At 64.8% G+C, this 20,150-nt stretch carries 20 protein-coding genes; 16 read left to right on the top strand and 4 right to left on the bottom strand.

Going from position 1 to position 20,150, the window contains the following annotated elements; translation table 11 throughout:
- The first annotated feature begins 152 nt into the window (after nucleotides 1-152).
- The 9 genes from ACWA1Q_RS12765 to ACWA1Q_RS12725 all read left to right on the top strand — a co-directional run bounded on the left by ACWA1Q_RS12765 (nucleotide 153) and on the right by ACWA1Q_RS12725 (nucleotide 10,159).
- On the top strand, nucleotides 153-1,001 hold the full coding sequence (locus ACWA1Q_RS12765) for a nitrilase-related carbon-nitrogen hydrolase (protein WP_463757840.1): 849 nt from the start codon (nucleotides 153-155) through the stop codon (nucleotides 999-1,001).
- Nucleotides 1,002-1,025: 24 nt separating this feature from the next.
- A complete protein-coding gene (hydA, locus tag ACWA1Q_RS12760; RefSeq protein ID WP_463757839.1) occupies nucleotides 1,026-2,459 on the top strand; it encodes a dihydropyrimidinase in 1,434 nt (477 codons plus the stop codon).
- An 8-nt stretch (nucleotides 2,460-2,467) separates the two neighbouring features.
- Nucleotides 2,468-3,484 (top strand): TIGR03842 family LLM class F420-dependent oxidoreductase, encoded by a 1,017-nt coding sequence (locus ACWA1Q_RS12755; protein WP_463757838.1) that lies wholly within the window; start codon nucleotides 2,468-2,470, stop codon nucleotides 3,482-3,484.
- A complete protein-coding gene (locus ACWA1Q_RS12750) occupies nucleotides 3,481-4,401 on the top strand; it encodes an ABC transporter permease (RefSeq protein WP_463757836.1) in 921 nt (306 codons plus the stop codon). The genes ACWA1Q_RS12755 and ACWA1Q_RS12750 overlap by 4 nt, the downstream gene beginning before the upstream one ends.
- Entirely contained in the window at nucleotides 4,398-5,246 is an 849-nt protein-coding gene (locus ACWA1Q_RS12745; protein ID WP_463757835.1) for an ABC transporter ATP-binding protein, read from the top strand. The genes ACWA1Q_RS12750 and ACWA1Q_RS12745 overlap by 4 nt, the downstream gene beginning before the upstream one ends.
- Nucleotides 5,246-6,046: an ABC transporter permease gene (locus ACWA1Q_RS12740; protein ID WP_463757833.1), complete on the top strand. Its 801-nt coding sequence runs from the start codon at nucleotides 5,246-5,248 to the stop codon at nucleotides 6,044-6,046. Before ACWA1Q_RS12745 ends, ACWA1Q_RS12740 begins: the two co-directional genes overlap by 1 nt.
- Before the next feature lie 65 nt (nucleotides 6,047-6,111).
- Nucleotides 6,112-7,269, top strand: coding sequence for an ABC transporter substrate-binding protein (locus ACWA1Q_RS12735; RefSeq protein ID WP_463757832.1), 1,158 nt, complete (start codon nucleotides 6,112-6,114; stop codon nucleotides 7,267-7,269).
- A 71-nt stretch (nucleotides 7,270-7,340) separates the two neighbouring features.
- Nucleotides 7,341-8,669, top strand: a complete 1,329-nt coding sequence (locus ACWA1Q_RS12730) for an aminotransferase class III-fold pyridoxal phosphate-dependent enzyme (RefSeq protein WP_463757830.1) — start codon at nucleotides 7,341-7,343, stop codon at nucleotides 8,667-8,669.
- Nucleotides 8,666-10,159, top strand: a complete 1,494-nt coding sequence (locus ACWA1Q_RS12725; RefSeq protein ID WP_463757829.1) for a CoA-acylating methylmalonate-semialdehyde dehydrogenase — start codon at nucleotides 8,666-8,668, stop codon at nucleotides 10,157-10,159. Before ACWA1Q_RS12730 ends, ACWA1Q_RS12725 begins: the two co-directional genes overlap by 4 nt.
- Before the next feature lie 72 nt (nucleotides 10,160-10,231).
- On the opposite strand, the gene ACWA1Q_RS12720 is transcribed toward ACWA1Q_RS12725, so the two are convergent.
- Nucleotides 10,232-11,185, bottom strand: a complete 954-nt coding sequence (locus ACWA1Q_RS12720; RefSeq protein WP_463757827.1) for a LysR family transcriptional regulator — start codon at nucleotides 11,183-11,185, stop codon at nucleotides 10,232-10,234.
- 389 nt (nucleotides 11,186-11,574) lie between these two features.
- Here ACWA1Q_RS12720 and pyrE point away from each other — a divergent pair, with 389 nt between their 5' ends.
- Both pyrE and ACWA1Q_RS12710 read left to right on the top strand, forming a co-directional pair.
- Nucleotides 11,575-12,123: an orotate phosphoribosyltransferase gene (gene pyrE, locus ACWA1Q_RS12715; protein ID WP_121671791.1), complete on the top strand. Its 549-nt coding sequence runs from the start codon at nucleotides 11,575-11,577 to the stop codon at nucleotides 12,121-12,123.
- Nucleotides 12,123-13,934: a hypothetical protein gene (locus ACWA1Q_RS12710; protein ID WP_463757826.1), complete on the top strand. Its 1,812-nt coding sequence runs from the start codon at nucleotides 12,123-12,125 to the stop codon at nucleotides 13,932-13,934. Before pyrE ends, ACWA1Q_RS12710 begins: the two co-directional genes overlap by 1 nt.
- A 21-nt stretch (nucleotides 13,935-13,955) precedes the next feature.
- Here ACWA1Q_RS12710 and ACWA1Q_RS12705 read toward each other — a convergent pair whose 3' ends face one another.
- From ACWA1Q_RS12705 to ACWA1Q_RS12695, 3 genes are read right to left on the bottom strand one after another with little or no spacing between them, the layout of a single operon-like run.
- The gene (locus tag ACWA1Q_RS12705) at nucleotides 13,956-14,756 is read right to left on the bottom strand and encodes an HAD-IIA family hydrolase (RefSeq protein WP_121671789.1); all 801 of its coding nucleotides are present in this window, start codon (nucleotides 14,754-14,756) and stop codon (nucleotides 13,956-13,958) included.
- 41 nt (nucleotides 14,757-14,797) lie between these two features.
- The gene (locus tag ACWA1Q_RS12700; RefSeq protein WP_463757824.1) at nucleotides 14,798-15,436 is read right to left on the bottom strand and encodes a metal-dependent transcriptional regulator; all 639 of its coding nucleotides are present in this window, start codon (nucleotides 15,434-15,436) and stop codon (nucleotides 14,798-14,800) included.
- Between the two features lie 22 nt (nucleotides 15,437-15,458).
- A complete protein-coding gene (locus ACWA1Q_RS12695; protein WP_463757823.1) occupies nucleotides 15,459-16,721 on the bottom strand; it encodes an Nramp family divalent metal transporter in 1,263 nt (420 codons plus the stop codon).
- A gap of 84 nt (nucleotides 16,722-16,805) precedes the next feature.
- Between ACWA1Q_RS12695 and ACWA1Q_RS12690 the strand changes: the two genes are divergently transcribed.
- The 5 genes from ACWA1Q_RS12690 (at nucleotide 16,806) to ACWA1Q_RS12670 (ending at nucleotide 20,129) form a co-directional block, all read left to right on the top strand.
- Complete coding sequence (locus ACWA1Q_RS12690; protein WP_463757821.1) at nucleotides 16,806-17,477, top strand: TrmH family RNA methyltransferase; 672 nt, start codon at nucleotides 16,806-16,808, stop codon at nucleotides 17,475-17,477.
- 9 nt (nucleotides 17,478-17,486) lie between these two features.
- The gene (locus ACWA1Q_RS12685) at nucleotides 17,487-17,855 is read left to right on the top strand and encodes a DUF4440 domain-containing protein (protein WP_463757820.1); all 369 of its coding nucleotides are present in this window, start codon (nucleotides 17,487-17,489) and stop codon (nucleotides 17,853-17,855) included.
- Nucleotides 17,856-17,938: 83 nt separating this feature from the next.
- Nucleotides 17,939-18,763 carry an ABC transporter ATP-binding protein gene (locus tag ACWA1Q_RS12680; RefSeq protein WP_463757818.1) on the top strand — a complete coding sequence of 275 codons (825 nt, stop codon included), beginning with the start codon at nucleotides 17,939-17,941 and terminating at the stop codon, nucleotides 18,761-18,763.
- Entirely contained in the window at nucleotides 18,760-19,446 is a 687-nt protein-coding gene (locus ACWA1Q_RS12675; protein ID WP_463757817.1) for an ABC transporter permease, read from the top strand. Before ACWA1Q_RS12680 ends, ACWA1Q_RS12675 begins: the two co-directional genes overlap by 4 nt.
- Entirely contained in the window at nucleotides 19,443-20,129 is a 687-nt protein-coding gene (locus tag ACWA1Q_RS12670) for an ABC transporter permease (RefSeq protein WP_463757816.1), read from the top strand. Before ACWA1Q_RS12675 ends, ACWA1Q_RS12670 begins: the two co-directional genes overlap by 4 nt.
- Nucleotides 20,130-20,150: the final 21 nt, after the last annotated feature.

Raw genomic sequence — 20,150 nt, 5'->3', positions numbered from 1 at the left:
CGAAGGGAAACAATAGAGAAATGTTCAACTCAAATAATAACAAATGAGCGGAACAGTAAAACAGTCCCCGGACCGGGGTTTACCACTTCGGTAAGAGGACGCCACATCAGGCGTAATGCGCCCACCGCTCAATGACGATACGGAGGCTAGAGATGACGGTAGTTCGCGCCGCAATCACCCAGACAACCTGGACCGGCGACAAAGAATCCATGATCGCGAAACATGAACAGTTCGCCCGGGACGCTGCTGCTCAGGGAGCGCAGATCATTTGCTTCCAGGAGCTTTTCTACGGCCCATACTTCGGAATCACCGAAGACAAGAAGTACTACGAATTCGCAGAACCGGCCGACGGGCCCATCGTCCAGCGCTTCGCCACGCTCGCGAAGGAACTCAACCTCGTGATGGTTCTTCCCATTTACGAGGAAGACATGCCCGGTGTGTATTACAACACCGCCGTTGTCGTCGACAACGACGGAACCATCCTCGGCAAGTACCGCAAGCACCACATCCCCCACCTCGAGAAGTTCTACGAGAAGTTCTACTTCCGCCCCGGAAACATGGGGTACCCGGTGTTCGACACCGCTGTCGGCCCCGTCGGCGTCTACATCTGTTACGACCGCCACTTCCCGGAGGGCTGGCGTGAACTCGGACTCAACGGCGCGCAGATCGTCTTCAACCCGAACGCAACGAAGCCGGGTCTCTCCAACCGGTTGTGGGACCTCGAGCAGGCGACAGCAGCCGCGGCAAACGGCTACTTCGTCGCCGCGCCCAACCGCGTCGGCACGGAGGACAACGAATACGGCGACCTCGCCGTCACGTTCTACGGCACGAGCCAGTTCGCGGATCCCCAGGGCAACTTCGTCGGCGAACGCGGCAGTTCGGAACACGAGGACATCGTCATCCGCGACCTCGACCTCGACATGATCAAGAAAGTCCGCGACGACTGGCAGTTCTACCGCGACCGTCGCCCCGAGTCATACACGTCGATCCCCAAGCCATAACCGGTCGGTACTGAGAGGACAACCATGAAAACCCTCATCAAGAACGGCACCGTTGTGAACTCGACCGGCTCAGCCCCGGCCGACGTGCTCATCGACGGTGAAACGATCGCCGCCGTCCTCGCTCCCGGGTCGAACCTGCTCGGGTTCGACGTCGAGAACAACGTCGACACCGTGATCGACGCCGCCGGCAAGTACGTCATCCCCGGCGGGATCGACGCACACACCCACATGGAGATGCCGTTCGGCGGCACCTTCGCGAGCGACACCTTCGAAACCGGAACCCGCGCGGCTGCGCACGGCGGAACGACGAGCATCGTCGACTTCGTCGTGCAGTACGCCGGCGAGAACGTGCTCGACCAGTTCTCGCTCTGGCACGAGAAGGCACGCAGCAATTGCGCCATCGACTACGGGTTCCACCAGATCCTCAGCGACGTGCAGGATTCGTCGCTGACGGCGATGGACGAACTCGTCCGGGAGGGTGTGTCGAGCTTCAAGCTCTTCATGGCCTACAAGGGCGTATTCCTCTCCGACGACGGCCAGATCGTCAAGGCGATGCAGAGGGCGAGTGACAACGGCTCGATGATCATGATGCACGCCGAGAACGGCAGCGTCATCGACCTCCTCGTGCAGCAGTCCCTTCAAGCCGGCAACACAACGCCGTACTACCACGGCATGACGCGGCCCTGGCAGGCAGAAGAGGAAGCCACTCACCGGGCGATCATGCTCGCGAACCTCACCGGCGCTCCGCTCTACGTCGTTCACGTCAGTGCGAAGCAAGCGGTCGAACAAATCGCCCAGGCGAGGGACAACGGCCAGAACGTGTTCGGCGAGACCTGCCCGCAGTACCTCTACCTGTCGCTTGAAGACCAACTCGGTGCGTCGAGTGAGGAGTGGGGTGACTTCGAGGGTGCCAAGTGGGTGTGTTCGACGCCGCTTCGCTCGAAGCACGAGGGGCACCAGCACCACATGTGGCAAAGCCTCCGCACCAACGACATCCAGATGGTGTCGACCGACCACTGCCCGTTCTGCATGAAGGGGCAGAAGGACATGGGCCTCGGCGACTTCTCCAAGATCCCCAACGGGATCGGGAGCGTCGAGCACCGGATGGACCTGCTCTACCAGGGCGTCGTCGACAAGAAGATCTCGCTCGAACGCTGGGTCGAAATCACCTCGACGACTCCTGCCCGTATGTTCGGCATGTACGGCAAGAAGGGCGTGCTCCAGCCGGGTGCGGACGGCGACGTCGTCATCTACGACCCGAACGGCCACACCTCCATCGGAGTCGGCAAGACGCATCACATGAACATGGACTACTCCGCCTGGGAGGGGTACGAGATCGACGGCCACGTCGACACCGTGCTCTCGCGCGGCAAGGTCATCGTCGACGACAACCAGTACCTGGGAACGAAGGGTGACGGCAAGTACGTCCACCGCGGCCTCAGCCAGTACCTGATCTAAGGGCATCCATGGACTTCGGAGCAGTAATCCAAACCAACCCGCCCGCCTCGAGAACCGTCCACCTTGCCAAGCTTGCCGAGCAGTACGGCTTCAGCCACGTCTGGACGTTCGACTCTCACCTGCTGTGGCAGGAACCGTACGTCATCTACAGCCAGATCCTCAACGAAACGAAGAGGATCACTGTCGGCCCCATGGTCACGAACCCTGCCACCAGGGACTGGACGGTGACGGCATCCACCTACGCCACTCTCAACGAGATGTATGGCAACCGCACCATCTGTGGCATCGGCCGGGGCGATTCGGCGGTGCGCACCACCAATGGCGCACCGACGACGCTCAAGACACTGCGCGAATCGATCCACGTCATCCGCGAGCTCGGAAATTCCCGGCCGGTGGAGTACAACGGTGCCACCGTGCAGTTCCCGTGGAGCGTCGGGTCGACGCTCGACGTGTGGGTGGCGGCATACGGGCCGCTCGCCCTCAAGCTGACCGGTGAGGTCGGCGACGGTTTCATCCTGCAGCTCGCCGACATCGACATCGCCAAATGGATGATTCAGACGGTCCGGGATGCCGCGGAGAAGGTCGGTCGCGACCCGATGTCGATCAAATTCTGCGTCGCAGCGCCCATGTACATCGGCGATGACTGGGAGCACATGCGCGACCAGTGCCGGTGGTTCGGCGGCATGGTGGGAAACCACGTCGCCGACATCGTGGCGAAGTACGGCACGGGCGGGGCGATCCCCCAGGCCCTGACCGACTACATCAAAGGCCGGGAGTCGTACGACTACAACGAGCACGGAAAAGCCGGCAACACCCACGCGGCATTCGTCCCGGACGAGATCGTCGAACGGTTCTGCGTGATGGGCACGGCGAGCGACCACATCGCCAAGCTCGAAGAGCTCAAGAGCATCGGCGTCGACCAGTTCGCCGGCTACCTGCAGCACGACAACAAGGAAGAAACGCTGAGGGTCTACGGCGAGACCGTGATCCCAGCGCTCCGGGAAAAGATCGTGGCGACGGCATGACCGCTGAAACCCTGGCCCCAGCGATCCGGCGGCGCCGTGGTGCGCCCGCCCGGGAGCTGGCGCGCTGGGCGTACGGGGTGCTGGGCATCCTCGTTCTCGCGGCGGCCTGGGAGCTCTACAAGTTCCTCGGCCCGTCAGACGGGGTCGTGATTGGTGATGCCAGGATCCTTCCGCGAACCACCGATCTCGCGATGCCTCACACCTGGGAGATGCTCGCACGGCTGTTCGACCCGGTCACCCGTTCGGCGACGGCGAACCCGCTGTGGCTCGAAGTGGCGCTCGCCGCTCTCGTGACCCTCGGTATCGCTGCCGTCGGCTGGCTCGTCGGCATCGTCGTCGGGTTCGCGCTCGCGTTGATCATGCAGCGGTGGCGCCTCGCGGAGTGGGGACTCCTGCCCTGGATCATCCTCAGCCAGACCGTACCGCTCATTGCATTCGCCCCGGTCGTTCGCAGCTGGGGGTCCCGCATCGAGATCGGCGCATTCGAGTGGCAGGACTGGATGAGTGTCGCGGTCATCGCGTCATACCTTGCGTTCTTCCCGATCGCTGTCGGAGCTCTCAAGGGACTCCAGTCTCCCGACACCATCCACACCGAACTCATGCGAACGTACGGTGTCGGCTGGTGGAAGACCCTCGTCAAGCTGCGGGTCCCGGCATCCGTTCCCTACCTGCTCCCGGCTCTCCGCCTCGGTGCCGCGAACGCCGTCATCGGTGCCGTCGTCGCCGAAGTCTCGACCGGCATGCAGGGCGGAATCGGCCGCATCCTCATCCAGTACGCCGGCCAGGCCAGCGGCGACCCGGCGAAAGCATGGGGACCCATCTTCGGATCCATCGTGCTCGGCCTGGCAGCGGCAGGCTCGGTCGCCATCCTCGGCGCCATCCTCAGGAACTACCGACGTGTGGAGATCAACGCGTGACTCAGCTACCCGAAACCTCAGCAAGCCCGGCCCGAGCGGCCGACGCCGTCACCGTGACCGGTGTCGACAAAACCTTCGACACCCGCTCCGGCTCGGTCGACGCGCTCACCGGCATCGACCTCACCGTCTCGGCGGGAGAATTCATCTCGCTCATCGGCCCGTCCGGCTGCGGCAAGTCCACGCTGATGCGACTCATCGCCGACCTCGACCAGCCGACGGTGGGATCCGTGACGGTGTTCGGCAAGTCGGCGAAGCAAGCGCGACTCGACCAGGACTACGGCATCGCGTTCCAGCAGGCGGGTCTGCTGCCGTGGCGCACCGTCGCCGCGAACGTCGGGCTCCCACTCGAACTCCACGGGGCATCCGCTCGTGACAGGACCGCGAGGGTCGGTGAGCTCCTCGACATGGTCGGGCTGACTGACTTTGCCGACCGGTACCCCGACCAGCTCTCCGGTGGAATGCAGCAGCGCGTCGCCATCGCCCGAGCGCTCGCCGAGAAGCCCGATCTGCTGCTCATGGATGAACCGTTCGGGGCGCTCGACGAAATGACACGAGAGCGGATGCAGACCGAATTGCTGCGGATCTGTGCCGAAACCGGCGCAGCCGTTGTCTTCGTTACCCACTCGATTCCCGAGGCGGTCTACCTCTCCGACCGGGTCGTCGTCATGTCACCGCGACCAGGCCGCATCCAGGAGATCGTTCCGATGGCGCTCAACCGGGACCCGGCACACGCCGAAGCCCTCCGCGAGGAACGAGCGTTCTTCGACGGAGTGACCGCCGTGCGCGAAGCCCTGCACACCGGATCCCCGGTTCCTGCCGGGGCACGGGGAGTGGAGAACCGCTGATGGCCCTCACGCTTTCACCTCGATCGGCTCCCTCCGCCAAAACCGAGACGACACTGCGGATCGTCGCTCCTGTCGCCGTCGGTGTGTTCGTGCTCGGGGTGTGGCAGTTCCTCGTGAGCGTCGCCGGTGTCAGCGATTACCTGCTGCCGAGTCCCGCCGCGATCGTGGGCCAATTCGTCGAGTTCTTCCCGTCGATGGTTTCCGCGACCGCGATCACGGGACTCAACTCATTGCTGGGTCTCGTGATCGGGTCGATCCTCGGCATCCTGATCGCGGCGCTCGCGGCCGGCTGGCGCCCGATCGACCAGATGAGCGCCCCCATCGTCGCGTCTCTCGCGGTCATCCCGATCGTCGCCCTCGCCCCGGTACTGAACTCGATGTTCGGCGCGGACAGTCAGTTCGGCCGGCAGGCGATCGCCGGGCTCGCGTCGTTCGTGCCCGTCTTCATCAACACTCTCCGCGGGTTCCGGCAGACGCTGCCGGTGCACCGTGACCTCATGAAGGTCTACGCGGCGTCATCCGGACAGATCGTCCGGACCGTGACGCTGCCGACGGCGATCCCGTTCGTCTTCACCGGCATCCGTATCGCCTCCTCGCTTGCGGTGATCTCCGCGCTCGTCGCGGAATACTTCGGCGGCCCCCGCGGTGGCCTCGGTGGTCTCATCTCGACCTCTGCGGCATCGAGCGCATATCCGAGGGCGTGGGCGTACGTGCTCGCGTCAATCGCGCTCGGGCTGATTTTCTTCCTCGCCACTCTCGCCCTGGAACGCCTCGCAACGCGCGGCAGACAGAGCACATGAATGTCCCCGGCCCACCCGGACCGACGGTCAAACCCTCACCACGCACTCGCATGAAAGGACAGACCATGAAACACAGCACACGTCGCTTCGCGACAGTCGGTGCGCTCGCCGTCTCGGCAGCGCTCGTACTCTCCGCATGTTCAGGACCAGCCGACAACGGGTCAGGATCAAACACCGGTGGGGGTGACGACGAGCTCACCGAGGTGAAGCTGCAGTTGCAGTGGCTGCCCCAGGGTCAGTTCGCCGGCTACTTCGCCGCCCTCGACCAGGGCTACTTCGAAGAGGAGGGCCTCGACGTCGAAATCATCCCGTCCGGTGGTGACATCGTTCCGCAGGACGCCCTCGCCAACGGCGACGTCGACTACGCGATCGCCTGGGTTCCAAAGGTGCTCGGGTCGATCGAGGCCGGCGCGAACGTCACGAACATCGCGCAGATCTTCCAGCGGTCAGGAACTCTCCAGGTGTCGTGGGCCGATTCAGGTATCGACAGCGTCGCCGACTTCGAGGGCAAGAAAATCGGTTCCTGGGGTTTCGGTAACGAGTGGGAGATCTTCGCCGCCATGGCAGAAGAGGGTCTCGACTCCTCCACCGTTGAAATCATCACGCAGGACTTCAACATGAATGCGTTCCTGCAGGGCGACATCGACGCGGCACAGGCGATGACGTACAACGAATACGCGCAACTGCTCGAGACGGTGGACCCGGACACGGGTGAGCTGTACACCGAAGACGACTTCAACGTGATCAGCTACGAAGACACCGTTGGCGCCATGCTGCAGGATGCCATCTGGGCCGACTCCGAGAAGCTCGAGGGTGATGAGGACTACCAGGAGACCACCGTCTCGTTCCTCAAGGCCGTCATCAAAGGCTGGATCTTCGCGGCAGAGAACCCCGAAGATGCTGCCGAGATCACACTCGCCGAAGGCTCCGGCTGGGGCCCCAGCCACGAACTGTGGATGGTGAACGAAACGAACAAGCTCATCTGGCCGGCCGAGAACGGCATCGGCTTCATCGACCAGGCAGCCTTCGAGCGCACCGTCGCCGGCGCCCTCTCCGCCGTGAACGAAAGCGGCGCTGCCCTCATCACCGAAGAACCGCCAGCTGGCGTCTGGACGAACGACTACATCCAGCAGGCTCTCGATGCACTGGAGGAAGAGGGTGTCGACGTGACCGGCGAGAACTTCGAGCCCATCGAGGTCACCCTCAACGAGGGCGGCCAGTAGTTTCCCCCGGGTGGGCGGATACCGTTCGCCCACCCGGGATCCCATCGGTAACACGCAACAAAGGAGATGTCGTGGCACTTCCGCTCACGTCAGGCAACAATCAGCACACCCTCGACCTCGATCGCGCGCACGTCTTTCATTCCTGGTCAGCGCAGGGCTCGCTCAAACCGCTGGTCATCGCCGGTGGTCTCGGAACGAGGGTGTGGGACTTCGAGGGCACCGAGTACCTCGACTTCTCCAGCCAGCTGGTCAATCTGAATATCGGTCACCAACATCCGGCCGTCATCGCGGCCATCAAGGAGCAGGCAGATCAGCTCACCACCATCGCCCCGTCGACGGCGAACCTTACCCGCGGGGAAGCGGCGAAGCGCGTTACCGATCGCGCACCCGATGGCTTCAACAAGGTCTTCTTCACCAACGGCGGTGCGGATGCCAACGAAAACGCGATCCGGATGGCTCGCCTCCACACCGGGCGCGACAAGGTCCTGTCGACCTACCGTTCGTATCACGGCAACACCGGCGCGGCGATCGTCGCGACGGGGGACTGGCGCCGGCTGCCCAACGAATACGCACGCGGGCACGTGCACTTCTTCGGTCCGTACCTCTACCGTTCCGAGTTCTGGGCGACGACGCCCGAACAGGAGACCGAGCGCGCGCTGCACCACCTCGACCGGGTGATCCAGGGCGAGGGTGCGGCGACCATCGCGGCGATCCTGCTCGAGTCCGTTCCTGGGACCGCAGGCATCCTCGTGCCGCCACCCGGCTACCTCGCGGGCGTCCGCGCGCTCTGCGACCGTTACGGCATCGTGCTCATCCTCGACGAGGTGATGGCGGGGTTCGGGCGCACCGGTCGCTGGTTCGCGTTCGACGGGTACGACGTCGTTCCCGACCTCATCACCTTCGCGAAGGGTGTCAACTCCGGGTATGTGCCGGCTGGCGGCGTGGTCATCTCCGACCCGATCGCGGCGGACTTCGACGAAACGGTGTTCCCGGGCGGACTGACGTACTCGGGGCATCCGCTCGCCATGGCGTCGATTATCGGCGCCCTCGATGCCATGGCCGATGAGGGCATCATCGAGAACGCCGCGCGGATCGGCCGGGAGGCGATCGGCCCCGGCCTGGCCGCTCTCGCTGACAGGTACGACATCATCGGCGACGTGCGCGGTGAAGGCGTGTTCTGGGCGATGGAACTCGTCGCAGATCGAAGCACCCGCGAACCGCTTCCGGCGGCGACGATGGGGCAGATCAAGGCGGCCCTCGTCGGGCGCGGCCTGCTGCCGTTTGTGCAGGACAACAGAATTCACGTGGTGCCGCCGTGCACCGTCACCGACGACGAGGTAGCCGAGGCTCTGGCCGCCTACGACGCCGTCTTCACCACCGTCCAGGGAGGACACGCATGACCACATACATCGACCACTTCATCGGCGGATCGGCAACCAAGGGGAACTCCTCCCGCACGGCCCCCGTCTTCAACCCGGCGACGGGAGTCATCGAGAAGGAGGTGCGCCTCGGCAGCGTCGCCGATGTCGACAGCGCGGTTCAGGCTGCAGCCGCCGCCTTCCCGGCGTGGAGCGACGCGTCGCTGTCGAAGCGGCAGGCCGTCCTCTTCAACTTCCGTGAGCTCCTGAACTCCCGCAAGGGTGAGCTCGCCGAAATCCTCACCTCCGAGCACGGCAAGGTTCTGTCGGATGCCGGCGGGGAGATCGCGCGCGGCCTCGAAGTCGTGGACTTTGCCACCGGCATCCCTCACCTCCTCAAGGGCGAGTACTCCGAAAACGTCTCCACCGGCGTCGACGTGTACACGCTCAAGCAGGCGCTCGGTGTCGTCGGCATCATCAGCCCGTTCAACTTTCCGGCCATGGTGCCGCTGTGGTTCTTCCCGATCGCGATCGCAGCAGGAAACACCGTCGTGCTGAAGCCGAGCGAGAAGGACCCGTCCGCGGCCATCTGGATGGCCGAACTGCTCAAGGAGGCCGGGCTCCCTGATGGCGTGTTCAACGTCGTGCACGGCGACAAGGAAGCGGTGGATGCGCTGCTCGAGCACCCCGTTGTGCAGTCGATCTCGTTCGTCGGGTCGACCCCGATCGCCCGCTACATCTACGAGACAGCCGCCCACCACGGCAAGCGTGTCCAGGCCCTCGGCGGTGCGAAGAACCACATGCTCGTACTGCCAGATGCCGACCTCGACCTCGCGGCCGACGCGGCCGTCAACGCCGGCTTCGGTTCGGCGGGGGAGCGGTGCATGGCGATCAGCGTGCTGCTCGCCGTCGACACCATCGCAGACGACCTCGTCGCCCGCATTCAGGAACGGATGTCGTCACTCAGGACGGGAGACGGACGCCGCGGCTGCGACATGGGACCGCTCATCACCGAGGTGCACCGCGACAAGGTGGCGTCGTACGTCGATGTCGCGACAGCCGACGGCGCCACCGTCGTCGTCGATGGACGGAACCCGGAGGTCGACGGTGAGGACGGCGGCTTCTGGTTCGGCCCGACCCTGATCGACAACGTGCCGACATCATCGACGGTATACAGCGACGAGATCTTCGGTCCGATCCTGTCCGTCGTGCGCGTGTCGAGCTACGCAGAAGGACTCGGGATCATCAACGACAGCCAGTACGGCAACGGAACGGCGATCTTCACGAACGACGGTGGCGCCGCTCGCCGGTTCCAGCGTGAGGTGACCGTCGGCATGGTCGGCATCAACGTGCCGATCCCTGTTCCCGTCGCGTACCACTCGTTCGGTGGCTGGAAGAACTCGATGTTCGGTGACGCGAAGGCGTACGGACCGCACGGTGTCGAGTTCTACACGCGCGAGAAGGCGGTGACCAGCCGCTGGCTCGACCCGAGCCACGGTGGAATCAACCTCGGATTCCCCGAGCACGACTGATCGCTTGCTCGAGTTGCCCGGTTTCGCGGGTGTCCGGCGTTCCGGACCCGCGAAACCGGGCAACTCGCGTTTTTAGGTCCAGCGCGGTGACGTGAACGGCGCTGGATCTTCGACTGGGGCGTGTGCCCGCTGCAGCGCTGTCGCCTCGCGCTGCAGGGCTTCGGCGACCGTGCGCACGGCAAGGCGTTCGGCTTTGTCCGGCCGCATCAGCGCGACGATATGCCTCGACATATCGACACCGGTGAGCGGGCGAGTCACGATGCCGCGTTCGGGTCCGGATGCCGTGTAGCGCGGAATCATGCTGATCCCGATCCCGGCGGCAACGAGAGCTTCGGTGATGCGGCTGGAGGTGACCCGCTGCACAACGTCGAGCGACGCACCGGTCACCGCTTCGATCTCGTGCAGCAGCCGGTCGAAGGGATAGCCCTCCGGGACGCCGATCCACGGCTCGTCGACCAGGTGCTCCGGAGTAAGCACGCTCACTCCGGCGAGCCGGTGCCCGACCGGGAGCGCGATGTCGAGCGGTTCACTCAGCAGGTACAGGTTGCGCAGCCCGCGCCCACTCCATGACCGGCCGCCGGGTACGGAATGCGCGAGCACGATGTCGAAGTCGGTCGTGAGCGCGGGGAAGTCCTCGGCCTCCGGGTCACGATCCGCCATCGTCACGTCGAGGCCGGGGATGGAGCGCAGGGATGCAAGCACGTTCGGAACGAGCATCTGTCCTGCCGTCGGGAACGTCGCGACGCTCACCGTTCCCGTTGCGTCGTTGCGGTACTCATCCCAGACGGCGCCGGCGCGCTCCAGAGCGACCGCGATGTCGGTGGCGCTGCGGGCGAGCGCGCGACCGGCATCCGTCAGAAGGATGCCACGTCCGCTGCGTTCCGTGAGCGGAACGCCCGCCTCACGTTCGAGAACCTTGAGCTGCTGTGACACCGCCGACGGAGTCCGGTGCGTCGCTGCAGCGACGGCGGCGATGCTGCCGCGGTCTGCCAGTTCGCGCAGCAGGTCGAGACGTCGAACATCCATGTAGCAATGCTACTCAATCACTCAAGCTATCTGCGCTTGTCCTGAATAGTTGAAGCGTGCAGTATTGAGTTGTATCCAGCGGCACCCGCCGCATTTCACCCACGGAAAGGACTGGAATCCTCATGTTCGTATTCTTCGCAGGAATTGCAGCCTTGAGTGCTGCCGCCGCCGTCGGTAGCTTCGTTGTCGTGAAGCGCGACGGATACCGTCAGGTGCCTACGCGCACCTATGCTCTGCTGCCGTAAGGCAGTCCATCGATTTCGCGCCCTCCCGGGTGACCCGCAGCGCCAGATGCGAGAGTCCCCGGGGTGGGCGCGTTTTCGTTCTTAACGGCGCGGCATCATAGGGGTATTCGCTGCCCGCAACTGTGCGTCGCTAAACTGGCCAACGTGACCGACGCGCGCAAGCAACTTATCGAGTACATCACGGCGGATGCCGTGTTCCACGGGGACTTCACGCTCACGAGCGGCAAAAAGGCGAGCTATTACGTCGACCTGCGCCGGGTCAGCCTCGACCACCGCGTGGCCCCTCTCATCGGACAGGTCATGCTCGACCTCATCGCCGACGTTCCCGACGTCGTCGCCGTCGGCGGAATGACGATGGGCGCCGACCCGGTCGCCGCTGCCGTTCTGCACCAGGGTGCCGCACGAGGGCTCGCCTACGACGCGTTCGTCGTGCGCAAGGAGCCCAAGGATCACGGTCGCGGCAAGCAGGTCGAAGGACCTGAGCTCGCCGGCAAGCGCGTCATCGTTCTCGAGGACACCTCCACCACGGGCGGATCGCCGCTGGCCGCGATCGAGGCGCTCAAGAAGGTGGGCGCTGAAATCGCCGGGGTCGCCGTCGTGGTCGACCGCAACACGGGGGCCCGCGAGATCATCGAAAACGCCGGGTATCCGTATTTCGCCGCTATCGGCCTCTCTGACCTGGGACTCGAATAATGGCTGACGACTCCGGCCGCCGCGGTGACGACGACGAAACTCCGGTCGACCCGCCAACAGGTGAGGGAGATGTCGTCGGAGCCGACTGGCTGCTCTCTCAGCTCGACGGGGAACCGACCGGGCAGATGGATGCCGTCCGGCCCGCGTCCCACGACGCGGACGACGCCCAGCCGGAGAATACCGAAAAGACAGGCAAGGCCGACCGGCCCGTGATGGCATGGTGGCGCGAAAAACTCATCGCCGCTGAAGCAATTGTGAACCCCGAGGCCCGCACCCCCAAAGAGACGGACGGCGAGCCCACGGACTCCCCGGAGCAGAGCTCAAGCAACTCGGAGCAGGGCTCGAGCAACGAGCCCGACATGCCGGAGCCGGCGCAATTCGAGCCTCGACGTGCAGACCCCGTTATCGACGCCGAGCCGGCCGTCGAGGCCGAGCGGACCCAGGACGACGACTTCACCTTCGTGCCTGAACCCGCTTTCGCGCCACCGCCCGCGCCGGCACCTGCCCCGGTTTTTACCCCGGAACCGCTCATCGTCGAAAACGATGATGACGATGATGACGCCGAGACCCCGGCTGATGAGGCTGAGACGGGGCTCATTCCCTCGGCGGAACCGCCCCTCTTCAAGCCTCGATCTGCCCGTGAGCACATCGTCGAAGAAGAGGCGCAGTCGGACTACGTGATTCCCGCGTCCTCTCCCGCCCCGGAACTCACCGACGACGAACCGATCGCTGACGAACCAATCATCGATGAACCCATCGCTGACGAACCGATGGCAGGCAACTCCTTCGACGAACCCGAGAACCAGACAGAGGATCTCGACAACTTCAGCTGGAAGCTCTCCCCGAACGATGCGCTCGACCCGCTCGTCCACAAGGAGGGTTCCGCGACCAGCCCCGAGGACGCATCCGACTTCAGGTCCGACGAGGTCCCCGCACGCGACGCGACCGCTGTGCTTCCCGTCCAGGCCGCGCAACCAACAGATACAGACGAAGCAGACAGCTCCGACAACGACACGGACACCGGACTGCCCTCTCGCCGTCAGTTGCGCCAGGAGGCGGAGCAGCAGGCGCCTGAGCCCGTCATCATCCCACCAGTCGCTGGTCCCGCGATCACTCCGGGCCCGCGGAGAAAATCAGCCGTAGCGACACCAGCCGCCGCTGCTGCTGCCGCGGACAGCACAGGTGGGTCGGATGAGCCGCCAATGGATCGCCCCGCACGCCCCGCCGCAGCGCGCGCACCGCGAGCAGTGGTCATCGCTGCCATCGCCCTGGTCGCGATCCTGGTGCTTGGTGGTCTGTTCTTCCTCGGCTCGCAACTGCCGCGCCTCCTGGCTGGACCAGCACCGACCGAAACCGCTTCTCCCAGCCCCACCCCGACCGAAACGGCGACACCGACCCCCACCGCTCCCGCTGCTCCCGTCGGTCCCGCCGCTCCGGGCGAGCAGGACTGGACCGCTCTCGGCGGCGGCGAATGCCTCGAGCCCTACTCGACACCGTGGGCCGAGACCTTCACCGTCGTCGATTGCGGAGCAGGGCACACCGCCCAGATGGTGTTCACCGCACCGGTTGACGCCGACCCGGCCGCCGCCTATCCCGGTGAGGAGGCGATCCTCGCTCAGATCTCGCTGTGGTGCAGTGCGCCAGGAGTCCTGAATGCCGAGGCCGCTGGCGAGTACGACGACCTGCAGGTTCAGGGAACGTACCCGGTGACCGAAGAACAGTGGGCGAGCGGGGAGCGGAACTACTACTGCTTCGTCAGCCGTTCAAGCGGAGAACAGCTCACCGGCTCCCTCGCGACAGCACAGGGCTGAGCGAGGGGCAGCACTGTGCTGTCAGACGACCTCTGACTCGATCGGGTGCGGTTCGAGCAGATCCACCACGCCACCGAGAATCTCCGACGGCCGGAACGGGTACTTGTTGATCTCGGCCTCGTCGCTGATTCCGGTGAGCACGAGGATGGTGTGCAGCCCGGCCTCGATCCCGGCAACGACGTCGGTGTCCATCCGGTCACCGATCATTCCGGTGTTCTCCGAGTGTGCACCGATCTTGTTGAGCGCAGAGCGGAACATCATCGGGTTCGGTTTGCCGACGATGTAGGGCTCTTTGCCCGTCGCCTTCGTGATGAGCGCCGCAATGGCACCCGTGGCCGGCATCGGGCCGTCGGCGCTCGGCCCCGTGGCATCCGGGTTCGTTGCGATGAAACGGGCACCGTTGTTGATCAGGCGGATCGCCTTGGTGATGGCTTCGAACGAGTAGTTGCGGGTCTCGCCGACGACGACATAATCGGGCGCCGTCTCGGTCATGATGAATCCGGCCTCGTGGAGGGCTGTTGTAATGCCCGCCTCACCGATGACGAAGGCGGAACCACCCGGCATCTGGTCCTTGAGGAAAGCGGCCGTCGCGAGGGCGGAGGTCCAGATGAACTCCTCAGGAACATCGAGACCGGATGCCCGAAGCCGGGCGCTCAGGTCGCGCGGAGTGAAGATCGAGTTGTTCGTCAGCACCAGATACGGCTTGTTCTGGTCGCGCCACTGCTGCAGCAGATCCGCTGCTCCTGGAAGTGGACGGTTCTCGTGCACAAGCACGCCGTCCATGTCGGTCAGCCAGCATTCAACTTCATCGCGTCTCGTCATGCCGCAACTCCTTCGCTCGATGCCAGTTTAGGGTGGCGGGCTCAGGCGCTGAGCCAGATGGCCGTCGCCGCGTCCGCCGGCAGTTCCACGCGGGTCGAGCCCAGCACAATCGCACCCTCCTCGACGGACACCGTCGAACCTACATCGATTCCGGATGCCTCGAGGTCGCGCAACAACGCAGGGTCCCGGTCGCTGATTCGCAGCACGGTTCCGGTGTGTCCTGGTGCGGCCTCCTCGAGCAGAACGGCTCGTTCGCGTCGCACCGATCCGTTTGCCGATGGGATCGGGTCGCCGTGCGGGTCCCGATCCGGGTGCCCGAGCCGCTCGTCGATGCTCGCCAGCAGGCGGTCGCTGATCGCGTGTTCGAGCACCTCGGCTTCGTCATGTACCTCGTCCCAGCTGTATCCCATCTCCTGGACCAGCCAGGTCTCGACGAGACGGTGACGGCGGACCACCGCAACTGCCTCGGCCCGACCGGCGTCGGTGAGGCTGATCGCCCCGTACCGCACGTGGGAGACGAGGCCGGCGGCGGCGAGCTTCTTCACCATTTCTGTGACGGTGGACGGTGCGAGCCCGAGCCTCAGTGCGAGCGCGGACGGGGTGATGGCATCCGTCTGCCATTCGGTATGGGCATAGATGGTCTTGAGGTAGTCCTCAATGACAGGTTTCGACGGCTTCATGGAGTGACCAGCGTATCCGGGCTCACGCTGCTCCCGTGAAGAGCAGGAAGAGAAGAACCGCGTTGAGCGATACGAGCAAAACGGATGCCACGACCCCGGCCGCCGTGGTCAGCCAGCGGTTCGCGAACGTGCCGAGAACACTCGACCGGGCGGTGAGTATGACGAGGGGGATGAGGGCGAACGGGATCCCGAACGACAGCACCACCTGGCTCAGGACGAGGGCAGCGGTCGGATCGAACCCGATCGCGAGGATGACGAGCGCCGGAACCAGTGAAATGAGCCGGCGGGTGAGGAGAGCGATGCGCACTTTGAGGAGCCCCTGCATGATCTCAGCGCCCGCATAAGCACCGACTGAGGTCGACGCGAGTCCTGAGGCCAGCAGTCCGACGGCGAAGAGGGTCGCGATGACGGGGCCGATCGACGACTCGAGCGCGGCGTGGGCACCCTCGAGGCTGTCCGTCCCCGGCACGCCGGCCAAATTCGTCGCCGCGAGGAGCAGGATGGCGAGATTCACGCTCCCGGCGATGACCATCGCGATCGACACGTCCCAGCGGGTGACGGTGAGGAGCCTCGTCGTCGTCAGCCCTGCTGCACGGACGGCGAACCGGTCGCGGGTGAGCGCCGAGTGCGCGTAGATGGCGTGCGGCATGATCGTTGCGCCGAGGATCGATGCGGCGAGGAGCACGGAGTTGGTGTCTTCGAAGCGGGGGACAAGACCGGATGCGACGCCACCGGCATCCGGCGGATGGATGAAGACACCCGCGCTGAACCCGATCGCGATGATGATGAGCAGGCTCGCAATGACGAACTCGAATGCCCGCGGGCCGCGGCGGGACTGGATGGTGAGCATCACCATCGAGACGGCCCCGGTGATGATGCCGCCGACGACGAGCGGGAGGTCGAACAGGAGGTACAGCGCGACGGCGCCACCGATGACTTCGGCGACGTCGGTGGCCATGGCCACGAGCTCGGCCTGCAGCCAGTACGAGAGCCGGCCAGGGCGGGACTTGAGGCGCTCGCCGAGGATCTCGGGCAGGCTCTTGCCGGTGACGATGCCGAGTTTGGCCGACAGGTACTGGATCAGCCAGGCCATGATGTTGCCGGCGACGACGACCCAGACGAGCAAATAGCCGTACTGCGCCCCGGCGGTCATGTTGCTCGCGACATTGCCCGGGTCGAGATACGCGACCCCCGCGACGAGAGCCGGGCCGAGCAGCCAGAGCAGCCGTGGAGACTTCGCTTTTCGGAGCGGGGCCGACTCGGCGACCGCGACAGGTTTCGGCATGCCGAAACTGTAGCAATCTTTCGGTGTGCCGAAAAGGGTCCGCGATGGGAAAGGGCCGGCCGGCGACGACCGTAGGCTGGGGAGATGCCCAATCCTCCTGCCGAGAACCCGAGCCACGAGCTGTCAACGAACGGTGTCGGTCCATGGCAGGGCGAATGGCCGGAGGAGGACTACTTCGATCCGGATCTCCTCATCCACGGCGACACCCGCAACGTCATCGACCGCTACCGCTACTGGAAGCTCGAGGCGATCGTCGCTGACCTCGACGAGCACCGGCATCCATTCCATGTCGCCATCGAGAACTGGCAGCACGACATGAACATCGGCTCGATCGTGCGCACCGCGAATGCGTTCGGTGCCGATACCGTTCACATCGTTGGGCGAAGGCGCTGGAACAAACGCGGGGCGATGGTCACCGACCGCTACCAGCACGTCATGCATCACGCGGATGTCGCGGGGCTGGTCGAGTGGGCTCGCTCGGAGAACCTGCCCATCCTCGGCATCGACAACGTGCCAGGCTCTGTGCTGATCGAGACCTTCAGTCTGCCCAAGCGCTGCCTGATGCTCTTCGGCCAGGAGGGCCCGGGGTTGTCGCCAGAGGCGATCGAGGCATCCGACGCCGTGCTCGAGATCAGCCAGTTCGGCTCCACCAGGTCGATCAACGCCTCAGCGGCCGCGGCGGTGACGATGCACGCCTGGGTGATGCAGCACGTCAGTTTCGATGCAAACGGACCGGTGGCGCCCCCGACGCACTAGCGTGAAGCCATGACTGAGATCACTGACGATCTGCCCGCCATCCTTCTCCGTGAGGAGCACGCCGGTTGGAAAGCCATCCTCGAGGGCCGTGGCGGTGAACACTACGCACGGGCCATGACGCGCGACGCGCTCATGATCGTCGAGGGGGCATCGATCGGCCGGGACGACATCGCGGCTTCGTTTGCCGGAGTCGACCCGTGGGACTCATATGAGATCCACGAGCCGGCGATCATCCGCCTCGGCGACCGAGCCGGGATCGTCGCGTACCGCGCCGTCGCCACGCGGGGGAACACCACCGTAGAACTTCGGATGTCGACGACGTACCTCTATGGCGGCGGCAGCTGGCACATCGCCTTACACCAGCAGACCCCGGCGTAACAATGCTGGCGTTGTCCGCGCCGCTGTGTCTACGCTGACACCATGCGCAGTTCCCTCGAACGACGTCGCTCGAGGGGACAGTCATGATCGGATTCGATTCGGTATTCAAGAGGTTCCCCGACGGCACACTTGCGGTCGATGACTTCAGTCTGACGATTCCATCCCGCACCACGACGGTGCTGGTGGGATCGAGCGGCTCAGGTAAAACGACCCTGTTGCGGATGATCAACCGCATGGTCGACCCGAGCGCCGGCAGCATTACGATCGACGACGACGACATCTCCACGCTCGAACCGGTGAAGCTCCGGCGCAGTATCGGTTACGTCATGCAGAACTCGGGCCTGCTGCCGCACCGGACCGTCGCAGAGAACATCGCCACGGTTCCCCTGCTCTCCGGGGCGAAGCGGGCTGCCGCAAAGAGTCAGGCGCTCGAGTTGATGGACACCGTCGGCCTCGACCGATCGCTTGCCGAGCGTTACCCGTCCCAGCTCTCCGGAGGGCAGCAGCAGCGTGTGGGAGTCGCGCGCGGCCTCGCTGTCAATCCCAACATTCTCCTCATGGACGAACCGTTCGGCGCCGTCGACCCTCTCGTGCGGAGCGAACTGCAGCAAGAGCTGCTGCGCATCCAGAAGGACCTCGCCAAGACCATCGTGTTCGTCACCCACGACGTCGATGAAGCGTTTCTGCTCGGTGACCAGGTCGTCCTCCTCAAGACCGGCGGTAAGATCGCACAAGCTGGAACGCCGGCCGAGATCCTCGCCAACCCGGCCGATGACTTCGTGAACACGTTCGTCGGCGCTGACCGAGGTCGGCGGGCGCTCCGGATCGAAGAGGTCTCTGGTCGCCAGGTTGTGGTCGATGGAACCGGGCGGATCGCCGGCATCCTGAACGAGGGCTCACCGGCATGACCTGGGTGATCGCGAACATCGAGCAGATCTGGTCGCTCACCCTCGATCACATCATGCTCAGTGTTCCGCCGATCCTCGTCGGATTCCTCCTCGCCGTTCCGATCGGATGGCTCGCCCACCGCTACCGGGTATCGAGAGGCGTGCTCCTCACGGTGTGCGGCCTGCTCTACACGATCCCGTCGCTCGCCCTCATCGTGTCGATGCCGACCGTGCTCGGCACGAGAATCCTCAATCCGATGAATCTCATCGTCACTCTCACGATTTACGCGATCGCCCTCATGGTGCGAACGGCGACGGATGCTTTCGACGCTGTGTCGAAGGACGTGACGCAGTCCGCGACCGCTGTCGGTTTCGGCGGCTGGCGCCGGTTCTGGCAGGTCGAACTCCCGCTCGCCGGCCCCGTGCTGCTCGCCGGGCTTCGGGTCGTGTCGACGAGCACCGTCAGCCTCGTCACGCTCGGAGCCCTCGTCGGAATGTCCGGACTCGGGTATCTCTTCACCAACGGCTACCAGCGGAACTTCGCGACCGAAATTCTTACCGGTGTGGTCGGCACTGTCCTGATCGCCATCGTTTTCGACGTGTTGCTCGTTCTCCTCGGACGGATGCTGCTGCCGTGGGCGCGAGTCGATGCTGTGGCCCGCCGCAACGCCAGGACTGCGACAACCAAGGCGGTGACCGCGTGAACGCGATAGCCGAAGCGGTCGCGTGGATTGGCGACCCTGCCCATTGGACCGGGCCCGATGGCATCCCGACACGGATCACCGAGCATCTGGGCTACACGGGGCTGACCGTTCTCATTGCGGTGCTTCTCGCGGTCACGCTTGGACTGTACATCGGGCACACCGGACGATTCCGTGGTGTTTCGATCGCAGTGACGGGTGCGCTGCGAGCGCTCCCTACCCTTGGTCTCCTCACTCTTCTGGCGATCTTCTTCGGGTTCGGGATCCGTCTTGCCCTCATCCCGACGATCATCGTGCTCGTCGTCCTCGCTATCCCGCCTTTGCTGGCCGGCGCGTACTCGGGAGTGGAATCAGTCGATCCGCGAACCGTGGATGCGGCGCGCTCGATGGGAATGACCGAGTGGCAGATCCTGTGGAAGGTGGAGATCCCTCTCGCCCTGCCGCTGATCATCGGCGGCATCCGTTCTGCGGTTCTCCAGGTCGTCGCCACCGCGACGGTCGCCGCATACATCTCCCTCGGCGGTCTCGGCCGCTACATCATCGACGCACTGCCCGTGCGCGATTACACGAAGGTGCTCGTCGGCGCGCTGCTCGTCACCCTGCTCGCGCTGGCGCTCGAAGGCATCCTCATCCTGATCCAGCGACTCACCGTCCCCGCCGGCGTCCGGGCAACCCGCTCGGCCTGACGGCGACGTAGAAACCACACA

This window comes from Mycetocola sp. TRD_SC_2 (assembly GCF_055361225.1).
The sequence above is the reverse complement of the archived record's forward strand: the minus strand, read 5'-3'. Positions and strand labels throughout refer to the sequence as shown.